A 20,826-nucleotide genomic window follows, 5' to 3' on the forward strand; every position below is an offset into this window, starting at 1 on the left:
TGAGAGATCAGACGGTCAGCTCCTGTTGTTCACCTTGGCGCTCTCTGGCGGCGAAATAGCTGAGCGTATCGCTGATAATCACCTTACGCAGGCCGATGAGGGCGATGAGGTTGGGAATAGCCATCAGGCCGTTGACGGTATCGGCCAGCAGCCAGATAAGATCCAGCTGAATAAAGGCGCCCAGGGCGATGAGACTCAGAAAGATAAACTGATAGATCTTTATGCCGTGTTCGCCCAGTTTCTGCCCCGTGAGATAGTACCAGCAGCGCTCGCCATAGTAGTGCCAGCCCAGTATGGTGGTGAAGGCGAAGCAGACCAGGGCGATGGTCACCAGGTATTGGCCTATGAGGGCAGAGCCACCGGTGGCGAAGGCGGCACTGGTCATGGCCGCGCCGGCTGCATCGCCGCTCCAGACCCCTGTGATGATCAGCACCAGCCCGGTCATGGTGCAGATGAGCAGGGTATCGAAGAAGGTTCCCGTCATGCTCACCAGTCCCTGTTCGACCGGCTCCTTGGTCTTGGCGGCGGCCGCCGCTATGGGGGCGCTGCCCAGCCCCGACTCGTTAGAGAAGACGCCGCGGGCGATACCTATCTGAATCGCCTGGGCGACCGTGGCACCGAGGAAGCCGCCGGCGGCGGAGATGGGGCTGAAGGCCGAGTGGATCACCAGCTGCAGCGCCGGGATGATCTGCTCGCTAAAGGTCACCAAAATCCATAAGCAGGCCAGCAGATAGCCCAGGGCCATGCTGGGCACCAGTTTTTGTGCCACCTTGGCGATCCGCTTGACGCCGCCCAGGGTGACAGCCGCCACCAATAGGGTGAGCACCAGCGCCGTTACCCAGGCGGGCACATGAAAGGCGATGGTCATGGCATCGCTGATGGCGTTGACCTGGGCAAAGGTGCCAATGCCGAAGAAGGCCACGCCTACGCCGAATAGGGCAAACAGCTTGGCCAGCCAGCCTAGACCTAGTCCGCGTTCTATGTAATACATGGGGCCGCCGGCGATATTGCCGCGTGCATCTGTGGTGCGATACTTGAGCGCCAGCATACACTCGCCATATTTGGTCGCCATGCCGAAGAAGGCCGCCAGCCACATCCAGAAGAGGGCGCCTGGGCCGCCGATCTTGATGGCGGTGGCCACGCCGACGATATTGCCGGTGCCTATGGTGGCCGACAGGGCGGTGCACAGGGCGGCGAAGGAGGAGAGATCGCCCTTGCCGCTGGCGGGTTTAAACAGCAGTTTGAGCGCCAGTGGCAGCTTGAAGATCTGGATGAGCCGCAAACGCAGCGTGAGATAGAGGCCCGTGCCGACTAACAAGCAGAGGGTGATAGGGCCCCAGACGATGGCGTTGATCTCGCTTAGTAACGCGTGAAAATTCATGATGTTCCTCGAATATTAAACAACAAAATTAATATGGAGGAGGAAAAGAAATGTCTGTGTGGAGACCGACGTCTGCGAGCCATTGGCGAGCACCAACAAGCTAAAAGCGACAAACGACAGTGACTGAATATAGCCATGGCTATAACCGCGACAGTCATCCTCTCCTCTGTCCTTTTGCCTGAGCGTTTCGCGCAGCCATGTGGGGCTGCACTTTCGCCTTCGGCGCCGTAATACCCAGGGATCATCCTGGGCTCACAGTCTCTCCAGAGGCTCGTCCAGTAACAGTCCACGCCATACTATGGCACCTGAAAGAGTGGTTTCTCGCCGATAACGCCTGGCGACAAACTTGCCTCGTCGGTGTGGGGTTGACTCCCCACTCTCCTGCTACCTTCATCCGAACGGAATCCGGGGGCGGCAGCCCCCGGGCCGGATAGCATGCGCCAAATGCCGCGTCGGCTCAAGGGGGCGAGTCACAATTTGTGGCCTTAAGTCGAATATCGTTAGGGATCTTCGACCAAAGGCGAAGCAAATTTTTTATTTTGCCCCTTACCTTGGTGCCCTCGCAGGGTTTAGAATAAATGCTCGTATCCACCTTGTGGTCATACTGGCATACCTTGCTTAGCTGTCCAGCCTTAGGGCTCACAGACATTCAGGTGTATCGTCACCTCACGACTTGCCATTTTTTGCCAAGCGCAGACAAGCCTTGATCTCGACTCGTTACACTCAGATGTCCGCTATTGTGTTGCGGCCGCTAGCATTATTTCATCGGGATCAAAATGTTATCAGCACTCAAGAAAAGCATCAGCGCTAAACCTTCTACTCAGGAGATACAGACCAATATATTGGCGGGATTGACCGTGGGGGTGATTGCCCTGCCACTCTCAATGGCCCTGGCGATCGCCAGTGGCGTACCGCCTCAGCACGGCCTCTACACGGCGATGATCGCCGGCATAGTGATCGCCCTGTGTGGCGGCTCTAAGGTCAACATCTCGGGGCCGACGGCGGCCTTCGTGGTGATTCTGCTGCCCATAGTGCAGCAGTTTGGCCTGGGGGGACTGCTGCTCAGCGGCCTGATGGCCGGGGTGATACTGCTGCTGATGGGGCTGGGCAAGCTGGGTAAGTTGATAGAGATAGTGCCCTATCCGGTTACCGTCGGCTTTACCGCAGGCATAGGTGTGGTGATCGCCACCTTTCAGATCAAGGACTTCTTCGGCCTCGATGTGGCCGGCGGTGGTGAACACTATCTGGAGAAACTCTCTTACATCGCCCAGGCGCTGACCAGCATCAATTGGCAGGAGACGTTGGTGGGCGGCTTAACCCTAGCCGTGTTGTTGGCCTGGCCCAGGCTCAAGTCAAAGGTGCCGGCGCATCTGGCGGCGCTGTTAGTCGGCGCCTTGTTCGCCTGGATCATGACCCAGATGCTTGGTGATTTTTCGGTGGCGACCATAGGCAGTCGCTTTCACTATGAACTGGACGGCGTGTTGGGCAGTGGTATTCCTCCTATCATGCCGAGCTTCGAGTGGCCCTGGAACCTGCCGGGCGCCGATGGCCAGCCTATCGGCATGAGCTTCGAGCTGGTACGTGAACTGCTGCCCTCGGCCATCACCATCGCCATACTCGGGGCGCTGGAATCCCTGCTGTGCGCCGTGGTGGCCGACGGCATGTCGGGCAAGAAACATAATCCTAATGATGAGCTGATCGGCCAGGGGATAGGTAACATGCTGGTGCCTCTGTTTGGCGGTATTCCGGCGACAGCGGCTATCGCTCGCACCGCAGCCAACGTCAAGGCGGGCGGAACCATGCCGCTGGCCTCTGTGGTGCATGGCCTGTTTATTCTGGCGGGGATCCTCCTGCTGGCGCCACTGCTGTCTTATATTCCCATGGCCTCGATGGCGGCTTTGCTGCTGGTGGTAGCCTGGAACATGAGCGAGGCCAAACACTTTGCCCGTACCCTCAAGGTGGCGCCTAGGGACGATGTGCTGATTCTGCTGCTCTGTTTCGCCCTGACCGTGCTGTTCGACATGACCATTGCGGTGGCGGTGGGCATGGGCTTGGCGGCCATGTTGTTTATTCGCCGCAGCATCAGCCTGACCGATGCCAGAGCCGTGGAGACCAATCATCAGGCCTACCAGGTGCCTGATAGCGTGGTGGTGTATGACATCAATGGGCCGCTGTTTTTCGGATCGGCCCACAAGGCGCTCAAGACCATAGCCCTGGTGCGCCCCGATGTGCGGGTAGTGATTCTGGATATGTCGGAGGTGACGCTGCTGGATATGAGCGCCATCGTCGCCATGGAGTCGATCGCCCAAGATCTCTCGACCAAGCGGGTGGGGCTCATCATCAACAACCTGCAACCACGTATGCTGCTCAAGCTCCGGCGGGCGGGGATCCGCAAGCGTCGCGGTCAGGTGGAATATGCCCGCACCATGGATGACAGCTTTACCCTGGCACGGCGCATGGCCGCACAGGAGTAAATTTATCTGGATATTTGGAGTCACCTAATACATTTGTTGTATTTTTGTTGACAGTCTTTAGTTGTAGCAGTAGCTTCTAGTTTCTTTTTTTTGAGGGAACAAAAATCGTGACTAACTACAAGATACAAAAACATTTTTCACTAATTTTAGGAGTCCTCCTATTAGGGCTGACAACAGGTTGTGCCACCTCTTATAAGGTTGACCCCGAGTTGGTGAGTCAGTTTAAGCCTGAGGCGACACCGACTCAGGAGGAAACCTTCGTCTATGTGATCCGCGGCGCTAACTTTCAGGGCGGTGCCCGCGGTGCCTGGGTGGCGGCCAACAAAGATGTGGTTGCCGATCTCTCCAACGGCAGCCATACCTTGCTGAAGCTGGCAACCGGGCTGAACTCTGTGCACTTGGTGCAGGGCTTGGTGGGGTTCGGTTATAGCCGTGTGGATAATCGTCCCGGTGAGACTGTGTACCTGACCATAGATTACACCACGGGTAAGATGAAGGAGGTCGAACGGGATCTTGGTGTCTCCATGATCATGCAGACCAAGAAGGCCAAAAATATCGGCGCGCCGCGAAACAACGATGCTTACGATAACCTAATGGCTAACCCCGCCTTGCTGGGTTTCCCCGTGATGAAGCCGGGTGTTGAACCTATTAAGCCCGATGCCGAGACGGCGGTGATCAACTTCTACCGTATGGAGACCCTGATCGGTGAAGTGCCTTTCGATATCTGGTCGGAAAACGGCTATGTGGGTAGCACCAAGGCGGGCACCTATTTTCAGGTGAGAGTCACGCCGGGCAAGCATACCTTCGTCTCACTCTCCGAGCGTTACTCTGTGCTGGAAGCCGAGGTTGAGGCGGGCAAGGAGTATGTGGTCGAATATGATGTGGACATGGGATGGAATCAGGCCCACGTACAGATCTTGCCTATCGATCCCGTCAAGTCGGCCAAGACCATTAAGAAGTGGCAGGCCAAGGCTAAGCTGATGGTGGTGGATGAGGCCGTTGTGAATCAGAGTGAGTTTGCACAGCGTGTCGAGATGGCACGCGAATACCTGACGCCAAAGTTTAAAAGTATCGATGCCGGCGAGATGAGCAAGCGAGTATTGAATAAGCAGCACGCGCTGTAATCTACAGGCGGTTATGGCTTGAGGCGAATCACTGTTAAAGGTGGTTCGCCTTTTTGTTCTTAAGGGTTTACGAATGCAACCCAGTGTGACTCGACCCTCAGTTTTCATCGATGAGATGACTCAAAATCAGGTTATTGGCCTAGGCCAATAACTCGTGTTCAGCTTGTCCTCGCCACGCCCTTAATATTGCGCCGTGGAGGATGCGACTGAACGTCTTGCTATGTAATCGATGAAGGTAATGGTCATGCCAAGACCCAAGAAATGTCGTCATCTGCAGTGTCGCCCGCCCTGTAGCCTGTTTAAACCCAACGGGATCCCCAGTGTGGAGCTAGAGCAAGTCCAGCTTGAGGCCGATGAATTTGAGGCCTTGGCGCTCGGCGATGTGCAGCGGCTCAGTCAACTGGAGGCGGCTGCGTCTATGGGGATCTCGCGCCAGACCTTCGGCAATCTGCTGGCGAGTGCCCGTCACAAGGTGGCAAAGGCTATTACGCAGGGACAGGCCATCAAATTACCGACATCGAATCCTAAGGAATCATCATGATAATAGCTATGCCCATGAGCAGGGGCCGTCTGGCGGCGCATTTTACCAAGGCGCAGCGTATCGGCTTCTTTAATGAATATCACCAACTGATCACTAGCTTCGACAACCCGGCCATAGGTGGCGGTGGCTGTCGTGCCAAGAGCGAGCTGCTGAGTCTAATCAAGGCGCAGAAGACAGACATAGTGATAGTGCAGCATATCGGCGAGCGCATGCTGGGTAAGTTGCTGGCGGCAGGGATCGGCGTCAGCCAGGGCGATAACGCCGAGAGTATCGAAGTGCTGCTGGGTCAGACGCAGCTGCTGGAGCGTCGTCTGGTGGATGCCTCACAGGGAAGGGCGTCGCTCAATCACGCCAAGAAGGGCAGTTGTTGCGCCAGCGGGGGAAACTGTGGTTCGGCCGAGGGCGGATGTGGCTGCGGCGGTCATAAGCCTAAGCCTGAGGTATCTAGCTTGCTACAAAAGCCTGAGTCAGCCCAGGGTAAACAGGTATCTGCCTCCTATAGCGGCTTTCGCCCCCTGAGTTAGGCCCATCAGTCTAGCAGTTGATAGGGGCGAGCGATCGCCTCTCTCACCTCGGCCATGGAAAACACCTTGATAAAACGCTCGAAGGGCTGGCCGTGAAAATAGAGTTCAACAACGGGTAGGGTAAAGACTCGGTGGGCGGCGGCGATCTCGCCCTGCTCTGCACAGTCGATATAACAAAGCTGCATCTTGGGATACTCGGTCTCGAGTAGCTGTTTCAGCCTAGGTTTAATGCTATGACAGACGCCGCAGTCGGGAGCGCCAAATAACAAGAGTACCGCCTGCTGCGTTTTCAGGTCGGCGTGTAATGCGGCCAAAGAGTCTGTGTGTAAAGATCTCACCTGTCTTATCCTTCTCTGTGCCAGATGTCAGCATGCCTCTAAAGAGGTATTTAAAAACAACATCATAGCCTATTTTACCTATCTGGTTCACACTTCTTTTGTTCGGTTCGAATATCCATTGTCCGTCATATGTCCTCTGAGTAGACTGGCAGCAATAAAGCAATATTCAAGATGTTTGTTTAACTACTCATTCAGGCCGAGGCGCTGCGATGCTTAATATTGATGATCCTAAAGTGGTCGACAAGACGCCGGCGATTTGGCGCCTGGGGTTCAGACCCTTCTTCCTGGGCGGTGCTCTGTTGGCGGCCCTCTATGTGCCGCTGTGGCTGGTGACCTGGTATTGGCCTGAGATGAGCCTGCTGAGATCCCAGTTTTGGGTGAAGGTGGTGCCGCTTTGGTGGCATCCCCACGAGTTGCTGTTTGGCTTTGCCATGGCGATCGTCTGTGGCTTCCTGCTAACCTCGGTACAGACCTGGACCAATCAACCCAGCCTCAAGGGCTGGCCGCTCGCGATAGTGTTTGCCTGTTGGTTGCTGGCGCGCGTCCTGCTGCTGGCGCCGCTGGAGCTACCCGTCTGGTTACCTGCGCTGTTTGACAGCCTGTTTCTGCTGCTCAGCGCCGCCAAGCTCTGGACCTGTATCTACCGGGTCAAACAGTGGCGCAACATAGGCTTCCCCATCATGTTGCTGGTGGCGACCGGCATTAACCTGCTGAGCTATTACGCCCTGAGTCAGCGCGACTTCGTGCTGAGCCATCATATTTGGCAGGGCATGCTCTGGTGGCTGGGGCTGCTGATCACTATCGTCGGTGGGCGGGTGATCCCCTTCTTTACCGCGGTGCGGATTAAACAGCCCAAGCCAGAGCCCATTAAGGCGCTGGATCTGAGTCTGATAGGCCTGATGATCCTATTGATTATTCAGGGCATCACTCAATATCTACCACTCGGCGCCGAGCAGGCCTTGCTGGCGGTGACGGCGCTTGCGCATCTGCTGCGCTGGAGTCGCTGGTTGCCTCACAAGACGCTGAGGGAGCCTATGCTCTGGTCGTTGCAGCTGGCTTATCTGTGTCTGCCGTTAACCCTAGCGGCCATCGCCTGGAACATAGATGATGAAAACGCCTATCGTCATCTTTTGCACCTGTTTGCCATAGGCACCATGGCGGGGCTCTGTCTGTCGATGATCTCCCGTGTCTCCCTTGGGCATACCAGTCGTAACATCTATCAGGGATCCAAGATGGCGCCAGCCTTTCTGGCGATCACCCTGGCGGCCCTGTGCCGGGCCGTGATGCCCTTGTGGTTTCCCGCCCACAGCGAGTTATGGCTCTGGATAGCCGGTAGCTGCTGGAGCCTGGCCTTTGGCTGGTTTGTCTGGTGTTATGCCCCCATTTTAACCCGGCCCAGAGTCGACGGACGTCCGGGATAACCGTGACGGTGAAACCTATTAAGGAGTTGCAAACGCGTATGAAGAAATTAACCGCTATCGCACTGAATCTACTGAGCTGGTGCGGCCTGAGTTCCCTCGCATTGAGCCCCGCCTTAGCAGCGGATGTGAGCACTGAGGCCATGGAGAGCATGCGGGCGATGCAGGCCAAGTATCCCAATCAATATGCCAGCTGGCAGGCGACCTCTACCCAGGCGGCGCGCAGCGACATGTTGGCCAGCTATCCTGCCGCCATCATACTCTGGGCGGGATCTGCCTACGCCAAGGAGTATCACAGCCCCAGAGGACATCAGTTTGCGGTGGCCGACGTGACCCATACACTGCGTACCGGCGTACCGCCTGCGGATGGCACGAAAGGACTGTCGGCGAGCTGCTGGACCTGTAAGTCGCCGGATGTGCCGAGGCTTATCGATGAGCTGGGCGTCGAAGGCTTCTCGGCGAAAAACTTCACCGATCTTGGTAGCGAGATGAACAGTGTCGTCTACTGTAGCGACTGTCACGTCAAGGGCAAGGCGGCCTTGACCTTGCCCCGTCCCCACGCCCGCGACGCCATGGCTAAGGTGCATCTGCCGTTCGACAAGCAAGATGAGGCGATGAAGGGGGCGCAGGTGTGCGGCCAGTGCCATGTGACCTATTATTTCCAGCCGGAGCGCAGCAACAAGGTCAACATCCCCTGGATCTTCGGCAGCAGCGCGGATCTGATTGAAAAGTATTATGATACCCGCCGTTTCTACGAGTGGATCCATCCCATCTCCAAGACGCCTATTCTCAAGGCGCGCCATCCAGAGTTTGAGCACTGGAGCCGCAGCGAACACGCCAAGGCGGGCGTGACCTGTGTCACCTGCCATATGCCGGCGGCCACAGATAGCGAGGGCAAAGCCTACACTAATCATCAGGTGGGCAAGGCGCTACCAAACTATGACGCTGTGTGTCAGGGCTGCCACGAGAGTAAACAGACGCTGATGAAGCAGCTGAACTCGGCCAAGTCGCAGATTGCCGAGAAGGCGAGACATGTAGAGCAGTTGCTGGTCAAGGCCCACTACGAGGCCGGGGCCGCCTGGGATGCTGGTGCAAGCTGGGCTATCATGAACGATGCCATCATGGCGATTCGCCATGCCCAGTGGCGCTGGGACTTTGCCATGTCGTCCCACGGCAGCTATGCCCATAACCCTCAGGAGGCCAACGCCCTACTGGATACGGCGATTAAGCAGGCCGAATATGCGCGTAGCGCCCTTGCGGAGATCCTGAGCATGTTGTCTGTCAGCGAGGTGAGCTATCCCGATATCTCCAGCAAGGAGGAGGCGCAGCAGGCGGTGGGCATTGAACTGGAAAAACTGACCAAAGCCAAGCAGACCTTCATCAAGCAAGAGGTTGATAAGCATTGGCCCGCGGTGAGCCGCACGGGTTACTAACTGCTCTTAACTCACTCGTTTTGAACAACGCCGACCCTAAGGTTTGTATCTGGGTCGGCGTTTTCGTATCTGGGGTCCGGGGCTTATATAGCTGCTTGTCCTAGGAGGCTATTTAAAAAACTGTTAAATAACCCAGCTCTAGGACTTTGGCTGCGGATAGCGGCTGTCGAACGCCTGGCATTTCATCTTCAGAAACTCGATACAGGTGCGAACCTTATGGCTGGGATAATCTGTCTGCAGGTAGGTGAGCTGTAGCGGGATCGGCTCGGCCAGATAATCTGCCAGCAGGAGTTCGAGCCTGCCCTCTGCTACCTCTTGAGCCACATCGAACCAACTCTTATAGGCGATCCCTTCACCGGCGAGTGCCCATTCCTTGATGACGGCGCCATCGTTGCAACTCTTAATCCCCGTAAGCTCTACCTCCAGCGGTGCTTGTTTGTCGGCAAAGTGCCACCTGTGCCATGGGGTGTTGCCCCGGTTGAGCAGCAAGATCTTATGTTGGCTTAGTTGCTGGGGATGGCTGGGTCGGCCATGTCGTGCTAAGTAGTCCGGGGCGGCGACTGCCACCCTGTGCATACGTGCAAGTTGCCGACGCATCAGGGAGGAGTCTGGCAGTTCACCGTACCTCAACGCCAGATGGACATTCTGGGCGATGAGGTCTTCCATCTGATCGCCAAAATAGAGGCGCAGGGTCAAGTCGGGCGCCTGGGCCGCTAGCTCGTCCAGCCAGCCTCTGACGCGGTTGCGACCGAGATCTGAGGGCAGGGCGATACGCAGCTCACCCCTGAGCTCGCCGCGGTTATCGGCCAGTGCATCGCTGGCGTTTTGCAATAGATTGAGCGCCTGACGCCCGGTTTCGATGAAGGCCTGTCCTTCCTCGGTGAGCTGCATGTTGCGGGTCGAGCGAGCAAATAGCTGGCAGTTGAGTTTATGTTCCAGGCGCTGCAGGGCGGCGCTAGCCGATGCCGGAGTCATACCCAGTTCGCGGGCGGCGGCCGATACGCTGTGCAGGTCGGCGATGCGGATCGCTAGTTGCAGATCTTTGAGATGATACATATCAAAAATTTTTTGAAAATGATTTCAATACTAGCCTAATTATCAAATTATGTAACGGGTAATAAACTCGGTTTCATCGAACAACTTGAATGTAATTGCCGCCAGCTATCGGCATAAGGAAACCCGATGAAACTCTTTAACTCCTACCAGATGGGCCAGCATACCTTGGCCAACCGTATCGTGATGGCGCCCATGACCCGCTCACGCACCAGCCAGCCGGGCAATCTGCCCAACCAGATGATGGCCACCTACTACGCCCAGCGCGCCTCGGCGGGGCTAATAGTAACCGAGGCGACCCAGATCTCAGGCGATAGCCAGGGATATTCCTTCACCCCAGGTATCTATACCCAGGCACAGATCGACGGCTGGCGTCAGGTGACAGATGCGGTGCACAGTGCGGGCGGCAAGATCTTCAATCAGCTCTGGCATGTGGGCCGGGTGTCTCATCCTGTCTTTCAGGGTGGCGAGGCGCCCATGGCACCCTCGGCCATCAAGCCGCAAGGGACTCAGGTCTGGGTGGTCGATGCTGCGCACCCCGAGGGGCAGATGGTAGATTGCCCTATGCCCAGAGAGATGACCCAGGAGGATATCGACCGTGTGGTGAAGGACTTTACCGATGCGGCGAGCAATGCGGTGACCGCCGGCTTCGATGGTGTGGAGATCCACGGCGGTAATGGTTACCTCATCGATCAGTTCCTGCGCACCAACTCTAACAAGCGCCGCGATGCCTACGGCGGCAGCGGTGAGAAACGTATTCGCTTCCTGCTTGAGATAGTCGCTGCCGTGAGCGAAAGAATAGGCGCCGAGCGGGTCGGCGTGCGTCTTGCCCCCTTCGTGACCTTTAAGGACATGAGTTGCCCGGAGATTGTCGATACCATCTTGCTGGCAGCCGGCGCGCTGTCGAAGATAGGGATCGCCTATATTCATCTGTCAGAGGCGGATTGGGATGATGCGCCGCAGATCCCCGAGTCTTTCAGGGTGCAGCTACGCAACCTGTTCGACGCCACTATTATCGTTGCAGGACGCTACGATCTTGCCAGAGCCAGCGAGGTGCTAAGTAAGGGGTATGCGGATCTGGTGGCCTTCGGTCGTCCCTTTATCGCCAACCCGGACCTGCCCCACAGATTGCAGCACAAGTTGCCGCTGGCAAGCTTCGACAAGGGCCCATTGTTTGGCGGTGGCGCGGCGGGATATACGGATTATCCCGCTGCGAGTTAGGCATAATAAAATTCTGATGGGAGGTATTCCCTTAGCCCCAAGGATTAGTACAAAGACTAGGGGATTAATCGACTCAGTGCCTGAGATCAGAGATCAGGTGCCACTGCCGGCGGCCCATTTCCAATATCACCCCTACGGCGAGTCCGGCGGCGGTATTGATGGTCAGGCAGACGGCGGCGGTGGATAAGATCACAAAGATGCAGAAGGGTTTGCCATCGAGGAAGCGTTTCGACCAGGCCAGTTGTAGGCCGGCGATTGCCAATAGGCTCCCTAGAATCGCCAGGGGGATCAGGGACAGCACCTGGGCTATGGTGTCGCCCCAGCACAGGGCGACTAGCAGGCAGCAGATACCGAACAGGGCTGGGGCACGCCAGCTTCTGGCACCAAAATGGTATTGCACCGCCAGGCCGCCCGCGCCATGGCACATGGGCGTGGCGCCTAGTGGGGCCAGCAGCAGGTTTGCCCAGCCCGAGCTGGTGGCCAGACGCTGCGGCGAGAAACGTTTGTCATCGATCAGCCTATCTTGGGGAAACTTCTCACCGGCCATGGCCGATGTGGCGATCACCGCATTGGTGAGTGTGAGTGCCAGCTGCGGTAGCACCAACAGCAGAGCGGCAGATTGCCACTCGTCGATATTGGGCCAGCCCAGTTGCCAGTCTGTAGTGGCGGGCAAGTTAAAGCTGGGAGCCGAGCCCTGATTTGCCTGCCACAGCACGCCTAACCCTAACACCAGGGGCATGGCCAGATAGGGAAGCGGCATGAAACGGCTCATAAACAGGGCGCTGAAGGCCAGTATGCCGATGAGCCAAGTGCCGCTCATCATCTGCCCGCCCATCCAGATGAGTTGCAGGCCGATGGCTAGTTGTATGCCTATGCTTACCGCGGGTGACAGCTGTTTGGCCATCCAGCCGATGGCGCCGCTATAGGCCAGCAGCAAGAGTATGAGTCCCATCAGGATACCGCTGACCTGCAGCATACCGGGCGTCAGTCCCTGGGCGATCACCAGCGCCGCGATCACCTTCATCGGCTGCACTGGAATGGGCCGACGATAGAAGTAGGCGGTAAAGAGGGCGAACAGGCCGAAGCCGAGAAAGATCCCCTGTGGGGAGAAATGGTTGATGGCGATCAGGCCGAGCACCAGTGGCAGAAAGGTGCCTAGATCGGCGAAGGCGCCGCTGAATTCTCCTATGTGTTTGTGTAGCGGGTTGTTGTCTTGGGTGTTACATCTCATATTGCTTGCCGTGGGAAATCATCACTTATTTCACGGCAAATTTAATGCCATGTTTTTTGTAGGCTTTTATCGGTAAAACCGAGCCATAATGGGCCATTTGGCTAACAAGGGTGAGACAAGTTGTCACATAGGTCGGTGATATTGGGTCAAGAGATCTCAAATTAATCATTGCTAATCTTCCTAGGCTTCTTCATGCAAGTAACTTTGTGATCGGGCCCATGTCTGCTGCTTGTGTTAACAAATCAGAAGAAACGAGTGATGTTCGCCTGCTTTTATCGTTCATGACGCTGGTTAGGGTTAGATGAAGGTGGGGCTTTGATAGAAACACTATTTCGGCGTTATTCAACTTCAGCAGGGCTAGGCATGCTGAAGTTGCATGCTTTGAACTGTCGCTGCTATCAAAGCCAGAGCTGCGCGACGACTTGTTCGCACCTTTCTTAGGGGAAGGATATGGCTACATTACTTCTGAGATGCGCGTTAAGGCACTAATGATTCTAGTGGCTAAGGGCATCTATCGACAAAAAGGCCCGCAAGCGGGCCTTTATTTTATCTTAGAACTGGTTATGCATATCGTTTAAGGCGTTGTGCAGCAGCTCGTCGTCATTAGCGTTGGCATGGTGCTCCTCTACTGGGTCGTCGATATCTATGCCCCTATGCTTTAGCTCCTCTTTTTCATGGTGATCCAGCAGCGGATTGTCGAAGTGATCTACCTGAGTCAGGGTGAGAGCGTCGGCGTCGAACTGCTCTGCCGGCATCGGCGGCGTATCCAGATCAGCTTGAGACCTGGTGTGGTTATCAAGCAGCGCCAGATCTTGCTGGCTAAGTCCTATCATCTGCAGATAGTGATCCACAGGGGCGAGCGTAGCGGCCGCCAATGGCTGGGGGTCTGCCTCTGCATGAGAGGGGTCGGCACCACTTGTCATCTGCTCATGGGGCTGATTAACAGGCTCCTCATCTTGAGCTGCTGCGCGTTGTGCATGCTTATCCTCTGCCTCGTTTTCGTTTGCCTGGATGATGACAGGGGCATCATCGCTAACGTCCTGATTACCATCCCATTGGGGGGGATCATTCAGCTCAGGCGGCGGTGGTGGTGGGGCCGGACTCATGGTGACAGGAGTGACCGTCATGTCCACCAACTGGGTCGACTGTTGGTTGTGGCCACTATGGCCATGGATATAGGTGATATCCAGATTCACCTCCACATCCACATTGGAGGAGTGGCTGTCATGGTAGAGGATGTGGAAGATATCGTGGTGGGTTTCTGAGATGGTCTCGCCCGCCCAGTGGGTGCCGCCCGCAGCCTTGTCGCCCGGTGTTGGTTCTTGGTTATAGAGATAGTCTACGTGGCCTGTATCTGGGTCTATGGTAAGGGTGCCGTATTGCCCCTTAAGACTGTGTGTGGGGTGTCCATGACCGTCATCTATTGCCCATGCGCCCTTGGTGGATAGGTTAGGGGTGAGTTGCTGAAGCAATGGCGGAGCAATGAGATCGCCTGAGATATGTGAGCCAATGCTACCACTACCTGTTGGTGTAGGGGGGGTCTTAAAGCTCAAAGTGGGTACAGGGTTAGCGCTATCGCTAATAAACAGAGGGCTGTGTATTGATGCTAAATTCCCCGCTAAATCTTGAACCGATGCGGTGATATCAACCGTTCCCCCAGGCAGCGCCTGAACCTCCGCTGCGGTTAATGAAGTGTGCCAAGCGCCTTGAGTTACCACGGCTTGATGCTGCTGACCCGCAATCGTTACTGTAACCGTTTGCCCATCTTCAACGCCAGATACTGTACCCGTTATATCAATCGCTTGCTGGTGTTCGCTGGCGTCAATGATGTTGTCGCTGGTGATTGGGTTAACCCTAATGGCCGTAGTATCGGTGCTGTAGTGATGATTATCCGCCGCACTGGTTGCCGTAGTGCCATCAGGCCCTGTGGTGGTGACTTCTACATGTAAGGGGACATCTCCAGTTGGTGCAGTTTTAGGGAGTACAACCTCAATGCTTGAACGATGCCAATCTTGCACTTCGACTGCTTGGCCATTCTGAACTGTAGCAGTGTGTCCATGGCCGTCATCAAGAGTTGTACCATCCGGAAGGCCAGTTAGCTTAACGCTTGTAACATGATCATCCGGATCATTGGGCTGCACATCCAGGTTCAGATCGTGATGGAATGGATTCCCCCCTATTTGTGGTGTATTCAAAGTGTGATGTGCCAATGCATCGGTTTGGTGTCCTGTATGATCGACTAGTTGCCCGCCTTGGATGCCTAATTCCAGTAAAACCCTGCCAGAACCAATTCCTGGTGTTGATTCACTTAATGGTCCAGAGGCTACCTGTTGGGCTGTTACTTCTCCTTGCATAATGACAGCACTGGTAAATACAGCTTGCACACTTAAATCACTCGCAGGCGCTTTCATCTGCCCATCGCTGTACATTACCTGCCCATTTTCATTCATCAGTGGGTGTAACCCATCACCTAAATTAACCCCAGTATGTCCTACTGCTTTTGCAATAAAGATTGGTATATGGTCTCCCCCACGACCTTGGTGGTTAAACCAAAAGGTAGGATTTCCAAAAATCTGTGCATCATCTCCAGCAGTGTTGTAACTATTCATGCCTAAATCACTATCATGCCATATCTGAGCACTGTTGGTGTGAAAGACAGGTTGACCATCTTGATAAACAGTGGCGCTATGCGATGCAGTATTTACTGAGAAGGTGAGTCGATGTGGATCATGGTTTTGAGTAATATCAATACCTGTTTGAATTGGTTTATGTCCCGGTAGCCAAATAGTAAGGTTTTGTGGGTTGGTGACCGTAAATGTATTTAACGTGTTGGTATGACTGTCGTCTGAATAAATTTTACATACTGCTGCAGCTCCTTGTTGTTCACCTTTGGCGACAGCATTACCAAATTGTATTAAAACGGATTCTTTATTAAGGTGTGAGCCTGAAGGAATTTTAACCACGACTTCAGCGGTTAATTCTGGTGAAGTCTGATGGGTAAGGTGAGAACCATCCAAGCGGGTAACAGCAAGCCCATTCCCTTGTCCTGATTGCATGGTTGCTTCAGTCGCGCTCAGATGCATCGAAATCGACGCTGCATCGGTGACGCTGTCTACCGTAATATGACCTGAAGCCGCTGCCGACTGCATGCCATTTTCACTCACGGTAAATCCAAAGCTGGCATCACCGTGGTAGTTTTGCGCTGGTGTAAAAACAAGCTGGTCAATGTGGGCTGTGTCGATATGTTGTCCAGCTGCCACAGGCTGCCCATTGAACGTCAAAGTGCCGTGTGTTACATCAGGTAAAGAACTGATGGTGAGCTGATCAAAATTGTCCGCACTGAACTCTGCAGCAGTAAAGGTATGTGGGGAATCTTCATGCATCTGAATGATCCCGGAGCTTGCCGTTGGCGCACTGCCCATACTGGCATGAACAGACACTGAAGCTCCTTCAGGGTCGGTGACCTGATAACTGATGTCTACCGGCCCTTTGTATCCATTTTCAGGATGGTAAAGATAACCTCCATGGCCATCAGGAGTAATGGTGCCGTGGTCCGCTTGTAGGTGGCTGACACTTAAATGCTGATTGTCATACGTATCTGAGTCGTGAACATTAGCCAGCAAATCACGTAAAGCGATAGGTGTATTACCATTTTGCGGCGTGATAAAGGTTTGCCCATTAACAACTGGCGCATCGTTGGTTCCCAGAATTGTGACTACAATGTCATGTTTGGTTCCATCACTGGCGGTCACCGTGATCTTATCTTGTACATTCTCTTGGGCGCCAACATGTTGCACTTTACTTTGATCAAGCGTGTATTCCCAACGTCCGTTGACCATCGTAAAAGAACCGTAACCGTTGTCACCTGATGTGGCCGGCATATCTGGCAGTGTTGGCGTTTGATTCGTATCTGGGTCGGTGATGGAAATACTGCCGTGCACCGTAGCAACATCTCCCACATTTCCTTCCGTTAAGTTTCCTGAAAAATCCCCTTTAAATTCAGAAGGGGTGTCCGTGCCCGTTAGATTAACTGTCACTTGATGGGTCACGCCATCGTGGGTTCTAAACGTAAAGGTTTCTTGGGCTTTTGCGCCATCTGGCAAGGATGTGGCTTTATCACCAGCCACAAAGGACCAGTGACCATCTTTCATAGTGAAAGTACCGTAACCATGATCTCCTATTTGGTTTTGTACATTAACAAAGGTGTCTGGGGTCGCATCTGGATCAGTAATATGCAAGTCACCATGGGCATCATCGGTCACACCATTAAAATGCGCCGTGGCACTGTTTGTCCCGCGCGTAAACATTGCATAGCCATTTACACCATAATTTGGGTCTCCCATGTTCATTACCCAAAACCCATGCTGCAGATCCAAGCCCTGAGCAGCACCACCTGCCGGACCCTCATCACCGCCTACAGAATACCAACGACCAGCGTTTGGATCGTTTTTGGTCACCGGTGGAAAGTCAAAACCAGCAGAAATGGTGGCCAGCCAAGCCCCTTGGGGAACCGTCAAATCTGGCATAGCACCTTGTGAACCGCCCTCAGTGACAGAGGCACTGTTATCACCTGAAATCTTTGCAACATCGTTCACTGCCACCAAGTTAATAGAGGCGGTTTGTGGTATAGACGCCCCATGCTCATCTTGCACTTGGTAACTAAACTGGACTGGACCGTTATAGTCCTTGTCAGGTGTAAAACGAAAAGTACCATCGTGGTTGTCTACAATTTGTCCGTGATCGGCAGACAAATTATGTATGCTCAGTTGTGCGTTATGGTCAATATCACTGGCATGGGCTAGCAAATCAGAAGCTTGCAAGGTCACAGTCGTGTCTTCTTTTCCTGTAGCCAATATGACTGACGATGACACAGTCGGAGCATCATTAGTGCCCGTAACGGTAATAGTAATGCGGTGAGACGTGCCATCCGAAGAATGAACCTCATAGATGACATCTTTAGTTTCACCTTGCTTTAGGGCTTGTACCGCTGGATTGCCATTTGCTAGGACGTAATCCCAATTGCCATGACGGTCGATGTGCATTTCTCCCTGGAAGGGGTCACTGATAGCTTTTTCGTGTCCAAATGCCCCTGACGCCCTAAAGTGATCTTCACCAGCATCTGGATCGGATATAGAAAGGCTTCCGGTCACTTGAATATGATGCATCGAATCGGGGAAAACGTGCCGATCTTCAGTAATTGAACCAGTATCGACACCTGCGATGATCGCAGAGTCGTTGCTACCTTGTACATTTATTTGAATATGTTTTGTTGCTGTAGAGCCATCACTTGAAATGGCAACAATATCAAATCCTTCTGTTTGATTTTGTCCCGCCGTTAAGTGCTGTGCTTTGGCCGGATCTAATTGGTAATGCCAAGTACCATCTGTCGCGACACTGAAACTGCCAAAATTACCGGTTAAATTCTGCGTTTGAAAATGCACGCTATCATCTTTATCAACATCGTGTGTTTGTAATGTGCCTGATAGCGTGGTTTTTTGATCTTCAATGGCAGTGCCAATCGATGCTGTTAACGAATCAGGTGTATCGATAATAACGCTATCTTCTGTGCCTTTAATCGTCGCTGTAATAGGAATTCGTGTGCCATCTGCGGTGATCAACGTCATGTGATCGGTGAGACTTTGACCATCTTTTAATTGTTGAATTTCAGGGTGATTATTATCTGCGATATAAAGCCATTTATTATGTCCATCAAATCCATGAGTGGTAACAAATGAACCGTGATCCCCCTGTAAAGTCATTGCAAAATTTGCGGGGACGCTATGCTCAACACCATTAACTTCAATTTTGACAATTTGTGCATCGGCTTGACCATCGGTATCAGTAATATCAAGGTTTTTCCAATAAGAAGTTAACGTATGAGAAGAGGAACCGCTAAGATGATCTTCAATCACTTCGTTGCTAGATAACGCACTCGCAAGTACTGAAGCATCATTGACAGCAACTAAATTGATCGTTGCGTCTGTGTGTGTAGTCCCCCCGTGGCGATCAATGACATCATAATTAAAGTGTACAACTCCGTTGTAGTCTTTTTCTGGCGTGAAGGTGAAACTGCCATCGGCATTGGTGCTGACTGAACCATGGTCGGCTGTTAAGTGGGTGGCTTTTAGCCAGCCTTGATCGTTGCGGTCACTATCACTGGCGTGAGCTAATAAATCCTGTTGGGTTAATATCACCTGTTTATCTTCACTGCCTTGGCTCAACACAAGTCCACCGGTCACAGTTGGTGCATCGTTACTACCGTGCACGACGACAGTGACCGTTTTACTCACTTTGCTTCCATCGGTTGATATAGCCTCAACGGTGAAATGCTCGTTCCATTCATCACCTTGCCCTAATGCTCCTGCTTTTGACTCATCGACAATGTAGTGCCACTGACCATTGGCATCTATTGAGAACGCACCATATTTCCCAGTTGTTTGAGTAATGGCCCAGCTCACTGAATCATGAGTATCACTATCATGAGCCTGTAGTTGACCGCTGACTTGTGCGCCTGTTGATTGATGCTCAATCACATCACCAATATGATTGGGTGAATCGATGATAACGTGATCTTCGGTCCCTTTAATTTCAACCGATAGAGACTGGCGGGTGCCATCTGGTGCAACTAAGGTGATACTTTCATGTAAAGACTCGCCCTCTTTTAAACCTTGAATTGATGGGTTGCGATTATCACCGTTATACAACCAAACTAGCTCCCCCTTGTGCGGACCATGAGAATATGTTGTTAGTTCGAATTTGCCATATTTGGTTTGAATATCAAGAGGCGAACCGACTTGCCAAGTAACCGTTTTACCGCCAAATTCAATGTCAACCTGATCGACCTTACTGTCAATGTCGGTAATCGTCAGTTGATGCCATTGTGAGTCGGCGAAGCGACTGCCGCCAAAGTTGCCATAAGAGCTGACTCCAGGATCGATGTCTTCTTTAACTGAGTCAGTTGAGACACCGCCAAACACAGTCTTGTCGTCAACGGCCGCTAGGTTGGTGGAAGCACCTGTATGTGTAATACCACCATGGGCATCTTTCACATCGTAAGTAAAATGCACCTCGCCGTTGTAGTCTTTTTCTGGCGAGAAGGTAAAGGTGCCATCTTGGTTGTCTCGAATGGAGCCATGGTTGGCAATCAAGTTAGCGACGGTAAGCTGACCTTGGTCGTTACCATCAATATCGGTTGCATGCGCCAGCAAATCAGCCGCAGTAATGGTTTGAACAGAGTCTTCCTTGCCTGAGTTTAACTGCACTTCACTTGATACTGTCGGGGCGTCATTAGTGCCGTGGATGGTAATGACGATATCGTGGGTGGTGCCATCTTTAGAGTGTACCGTCACCGTATCCGTTAAGGTTTCACCTTTCCCTAAGTGCTGGATTTCAGGTTTGCGGTTATCTATGTAGTAATTCCAGTTTCCTTTTGGGTCAATTGCCAATTGGCCACCCAGCGATGATGAATATGGCCGCCACTCTGGGTGCGTTGCTGCTGAGATAAGGGTTTTAAAATCAAAGCCTGATTCATCCTTGTCGGGGTCGATAGCAGATAATGAGCCTTGAGTCTCCAATTTATAGGCGTAGTTTCCTTGCACGCTGGCATGAGGGTTTAGGTCTTCAGTAACACTACCTGTATCAATGCCTGCAATAACCGCATTATCTTGTACCGCCGCTAAAGTGGTACTGGCGCCAGTATGAGTCATACCGCCGTGTGCATCTTTGACGTCATAGCTAAAGTGCACCGCGCCGTTATAGTCTTTTTCTGGGGTAAAAGTGAAGGTACCATCGCCATTAATTAATATCGAACCATGGTCGGCGTGTAGGTTTTCAATAGTTAGTTTACCCGCGTCATTGGCATCCACATCGACAGTGTTTGCCAACAGTTGAGCGGTCGTCAGCGTTTGGCGTGTATCTTCAGTGCCACTTTGTAGTACGACCTCGGATGAACAATAGGGGCGGTCATTACTGCCATGGATGGTGATAACAATGTCATGAGATGTCCCATCTTTTGAATAAACGGTAATGGTATCGGTCAGGCTTTGCCCTTCACCGAGCTGGTCAATTGTCGATCCTCTGTTGGACGCG

12 protein-coding genes and 1 riboswitch are annotated in these 20,826 nt (G+C 53.3%); of the genes, 7 read left to right on the forward strand and 5 right to left on the reverse strand.

From position 1 onward, the window contains the following. Positions 1–7: 7 nt before the first annotated feature. The gene (locus tag L2731_RS11935; protein ID WP_249253306.1) at positions 8–1,381 is read right to left on the reverse strand and encodes an alanine/glycine:cation symporter family protein; all 1,374 of its coding nucleotides are present in this window, start codon (positions 1,379–1,381) and stop codon (positions 8–10) included. 156 nt (positions 1,382–1,537) lie between these two features. Beyond that, a riboswitch (glycine riboswitch) is annotated at positions 1,538–1,658 on the reverse strand. A gap of 499 nt (positions 1,659–2,157) precedes the next feature. On the opposite strand from L2731_RS11935, the gene dauA reads away from it, so the two are divergent. From dauA to L2731_RS11955, 4 genes are all read left to right on the forward strand, one after another. Next, entirely contained in the window at positions 2,158–3,855 is a 1,698-nt protein-coding gene (gene dauA, locus L2731_RS11940) for a C4-dicarboxylic acid transporter DauA (RefSeq protein WP_249253307.1), read from the forward strand. Between the two features lie 107 nt (positions 3,856–3,962). Next, positions 3,963–4,979, forward strand: coding sequence for a DUF2846 domain-containing protein (locus L2731_RS11945; RefSeq protein ID WP_249253308.1), 1,017 nt, complete (start codon positions 3,963–3,965; stop codon positions 4,977–4,979). 244 nt (positions 4,980–5,223) lie between these two features. After that, positions 5,224–5,520: a DUF134 domain-containing protein gene (locus L2731_RS11950; RefSeq protein ID WP_041510917.1), complete on the forward strand. Its 297-nt coding sequence runs from the start codon at positions 5,224–5,226 to the stop codon at positions 5,518–5,520. Beyond that, positions 5,517–6,044 (forward strand): NifB/NifX family molybdenum-iron cluster-binding protein, encoded by a 528-nt coding sequence (locus L2731_RS11955; RefSeq protein WP_249253309.1) that lies wholly within the window; start codon positions 5,517–5,519, stop codon positions 6,042–6,044. The genes L2731_RS11950 and L2731_RS11955 overlap by 4 nt, the downstream gene beginning before the upstream one ends. A 5-nt stretch (positions 6,045–6,049) precedes the next feature. Here the strand turns inward: L2731_RS11955 and L2731_RS11960 are convergent, their stop codons facing one another. Beyond that, positions 6,050–6,382, reverse strand: coding sequence for a thioredoxin family protein (locus L2731_RS11960; protein WP_249253310.1), 333 nt, complete (start codon positions 6,380–6,382; stop codon positions 6,050–6,052). 209 nt (positions 6,383–6,591) lie between these two features. Between L2731_RS11960 and L2731_RS11965 the strand changes: the two genes are divergently transcribed. Further along, the gene (locus L2731_RS11965; RefSeq protein WP_249253311.1) at positions 6,592–7,803 is read left to right on the forward strand and encodes an NnrS family protein; all 1,212 of its coding nucleotides are present in this window, start codon (positions 6,592–6,594) and stop codon (positions 7,801–7,803) included. Between the two features lie 38 nt (positions 7,804–7,841). After that, positions 7,842–9,233, forward strand: coding sequence for an ammonia-forming cytochrome c nitrite reductase subunit c552 (locus L2731_RS11970; RefSeq protein ID WP_415837004.1), 1,392 nt, complete (start codon positions 7,842–7,844; stop codon positions 9,231–9,233). 138 nt (positions 9,234–9,371) lie between these two features. On the opposite strand, the gene L2731_RS11975 is transcribed toward L2731_RS11970, so the two are convergent. Then, on the reverse strand, positions 9,372–10,289 hold the full coding sequence (locus L2731_RS11975) for a LysR family transcriptional regulator (RefSeq protein WP_249253312.1): 918 nt from the start codon (positions 10,287–10,289) through the stop codon (positions 9,372–9,374). 126 nt (positions 10,290–10,415) lie between these two features. Here L2731_RS11975 and L2731_RS11980 point away from each other — a divergent pair, with 126 nt between their 5' ends. After that, positions 10,416–11,507, forward strand: coding sequence for an alkene reductase (locus tag L2731_RS11980; protein ID WP_239852708.1), 1,092 nt, complete (start codon positions 10,416–10,418; stop codon positions 11,505–11,507). Positions 11,508–11,580: 73 nt separating this feature from the next. On the opposite strand, the gene L2731_RS11985 is transcribed toward L2731_RS11980, so the two are convergent. Beyond that, entirely contained in the window at positions 11,581–12,738 is a 1,158-nt protein-coding gene (locus tag L2731_RS11985) for a putative sulfate/molybdate transporter (RefSeq protein ID WP_249253314.1), read from the reverse strand. A gap of 551 nt (positions 12,739–13,289) precedes the next feature. Beyond that, positions 13,290–20,826: VCBS domain-containing protein (locus tag L2731_RS11990; RefSeq protein ID WP_283165067.1), on the reverse strand; the 7,537-nt coding region annotated here is incomplete at its 5' end.

The sequence above is a fragment of the Shewanella aquimarina genome, assembly GCF_023349185.1.
Taxonomy (GTDB): Bacteria; Pseudomonadota; Gammaproteobacteria; order Enterobacterales; family Shewanellaceae; genus Shewanella; species Shewanella aquimarina.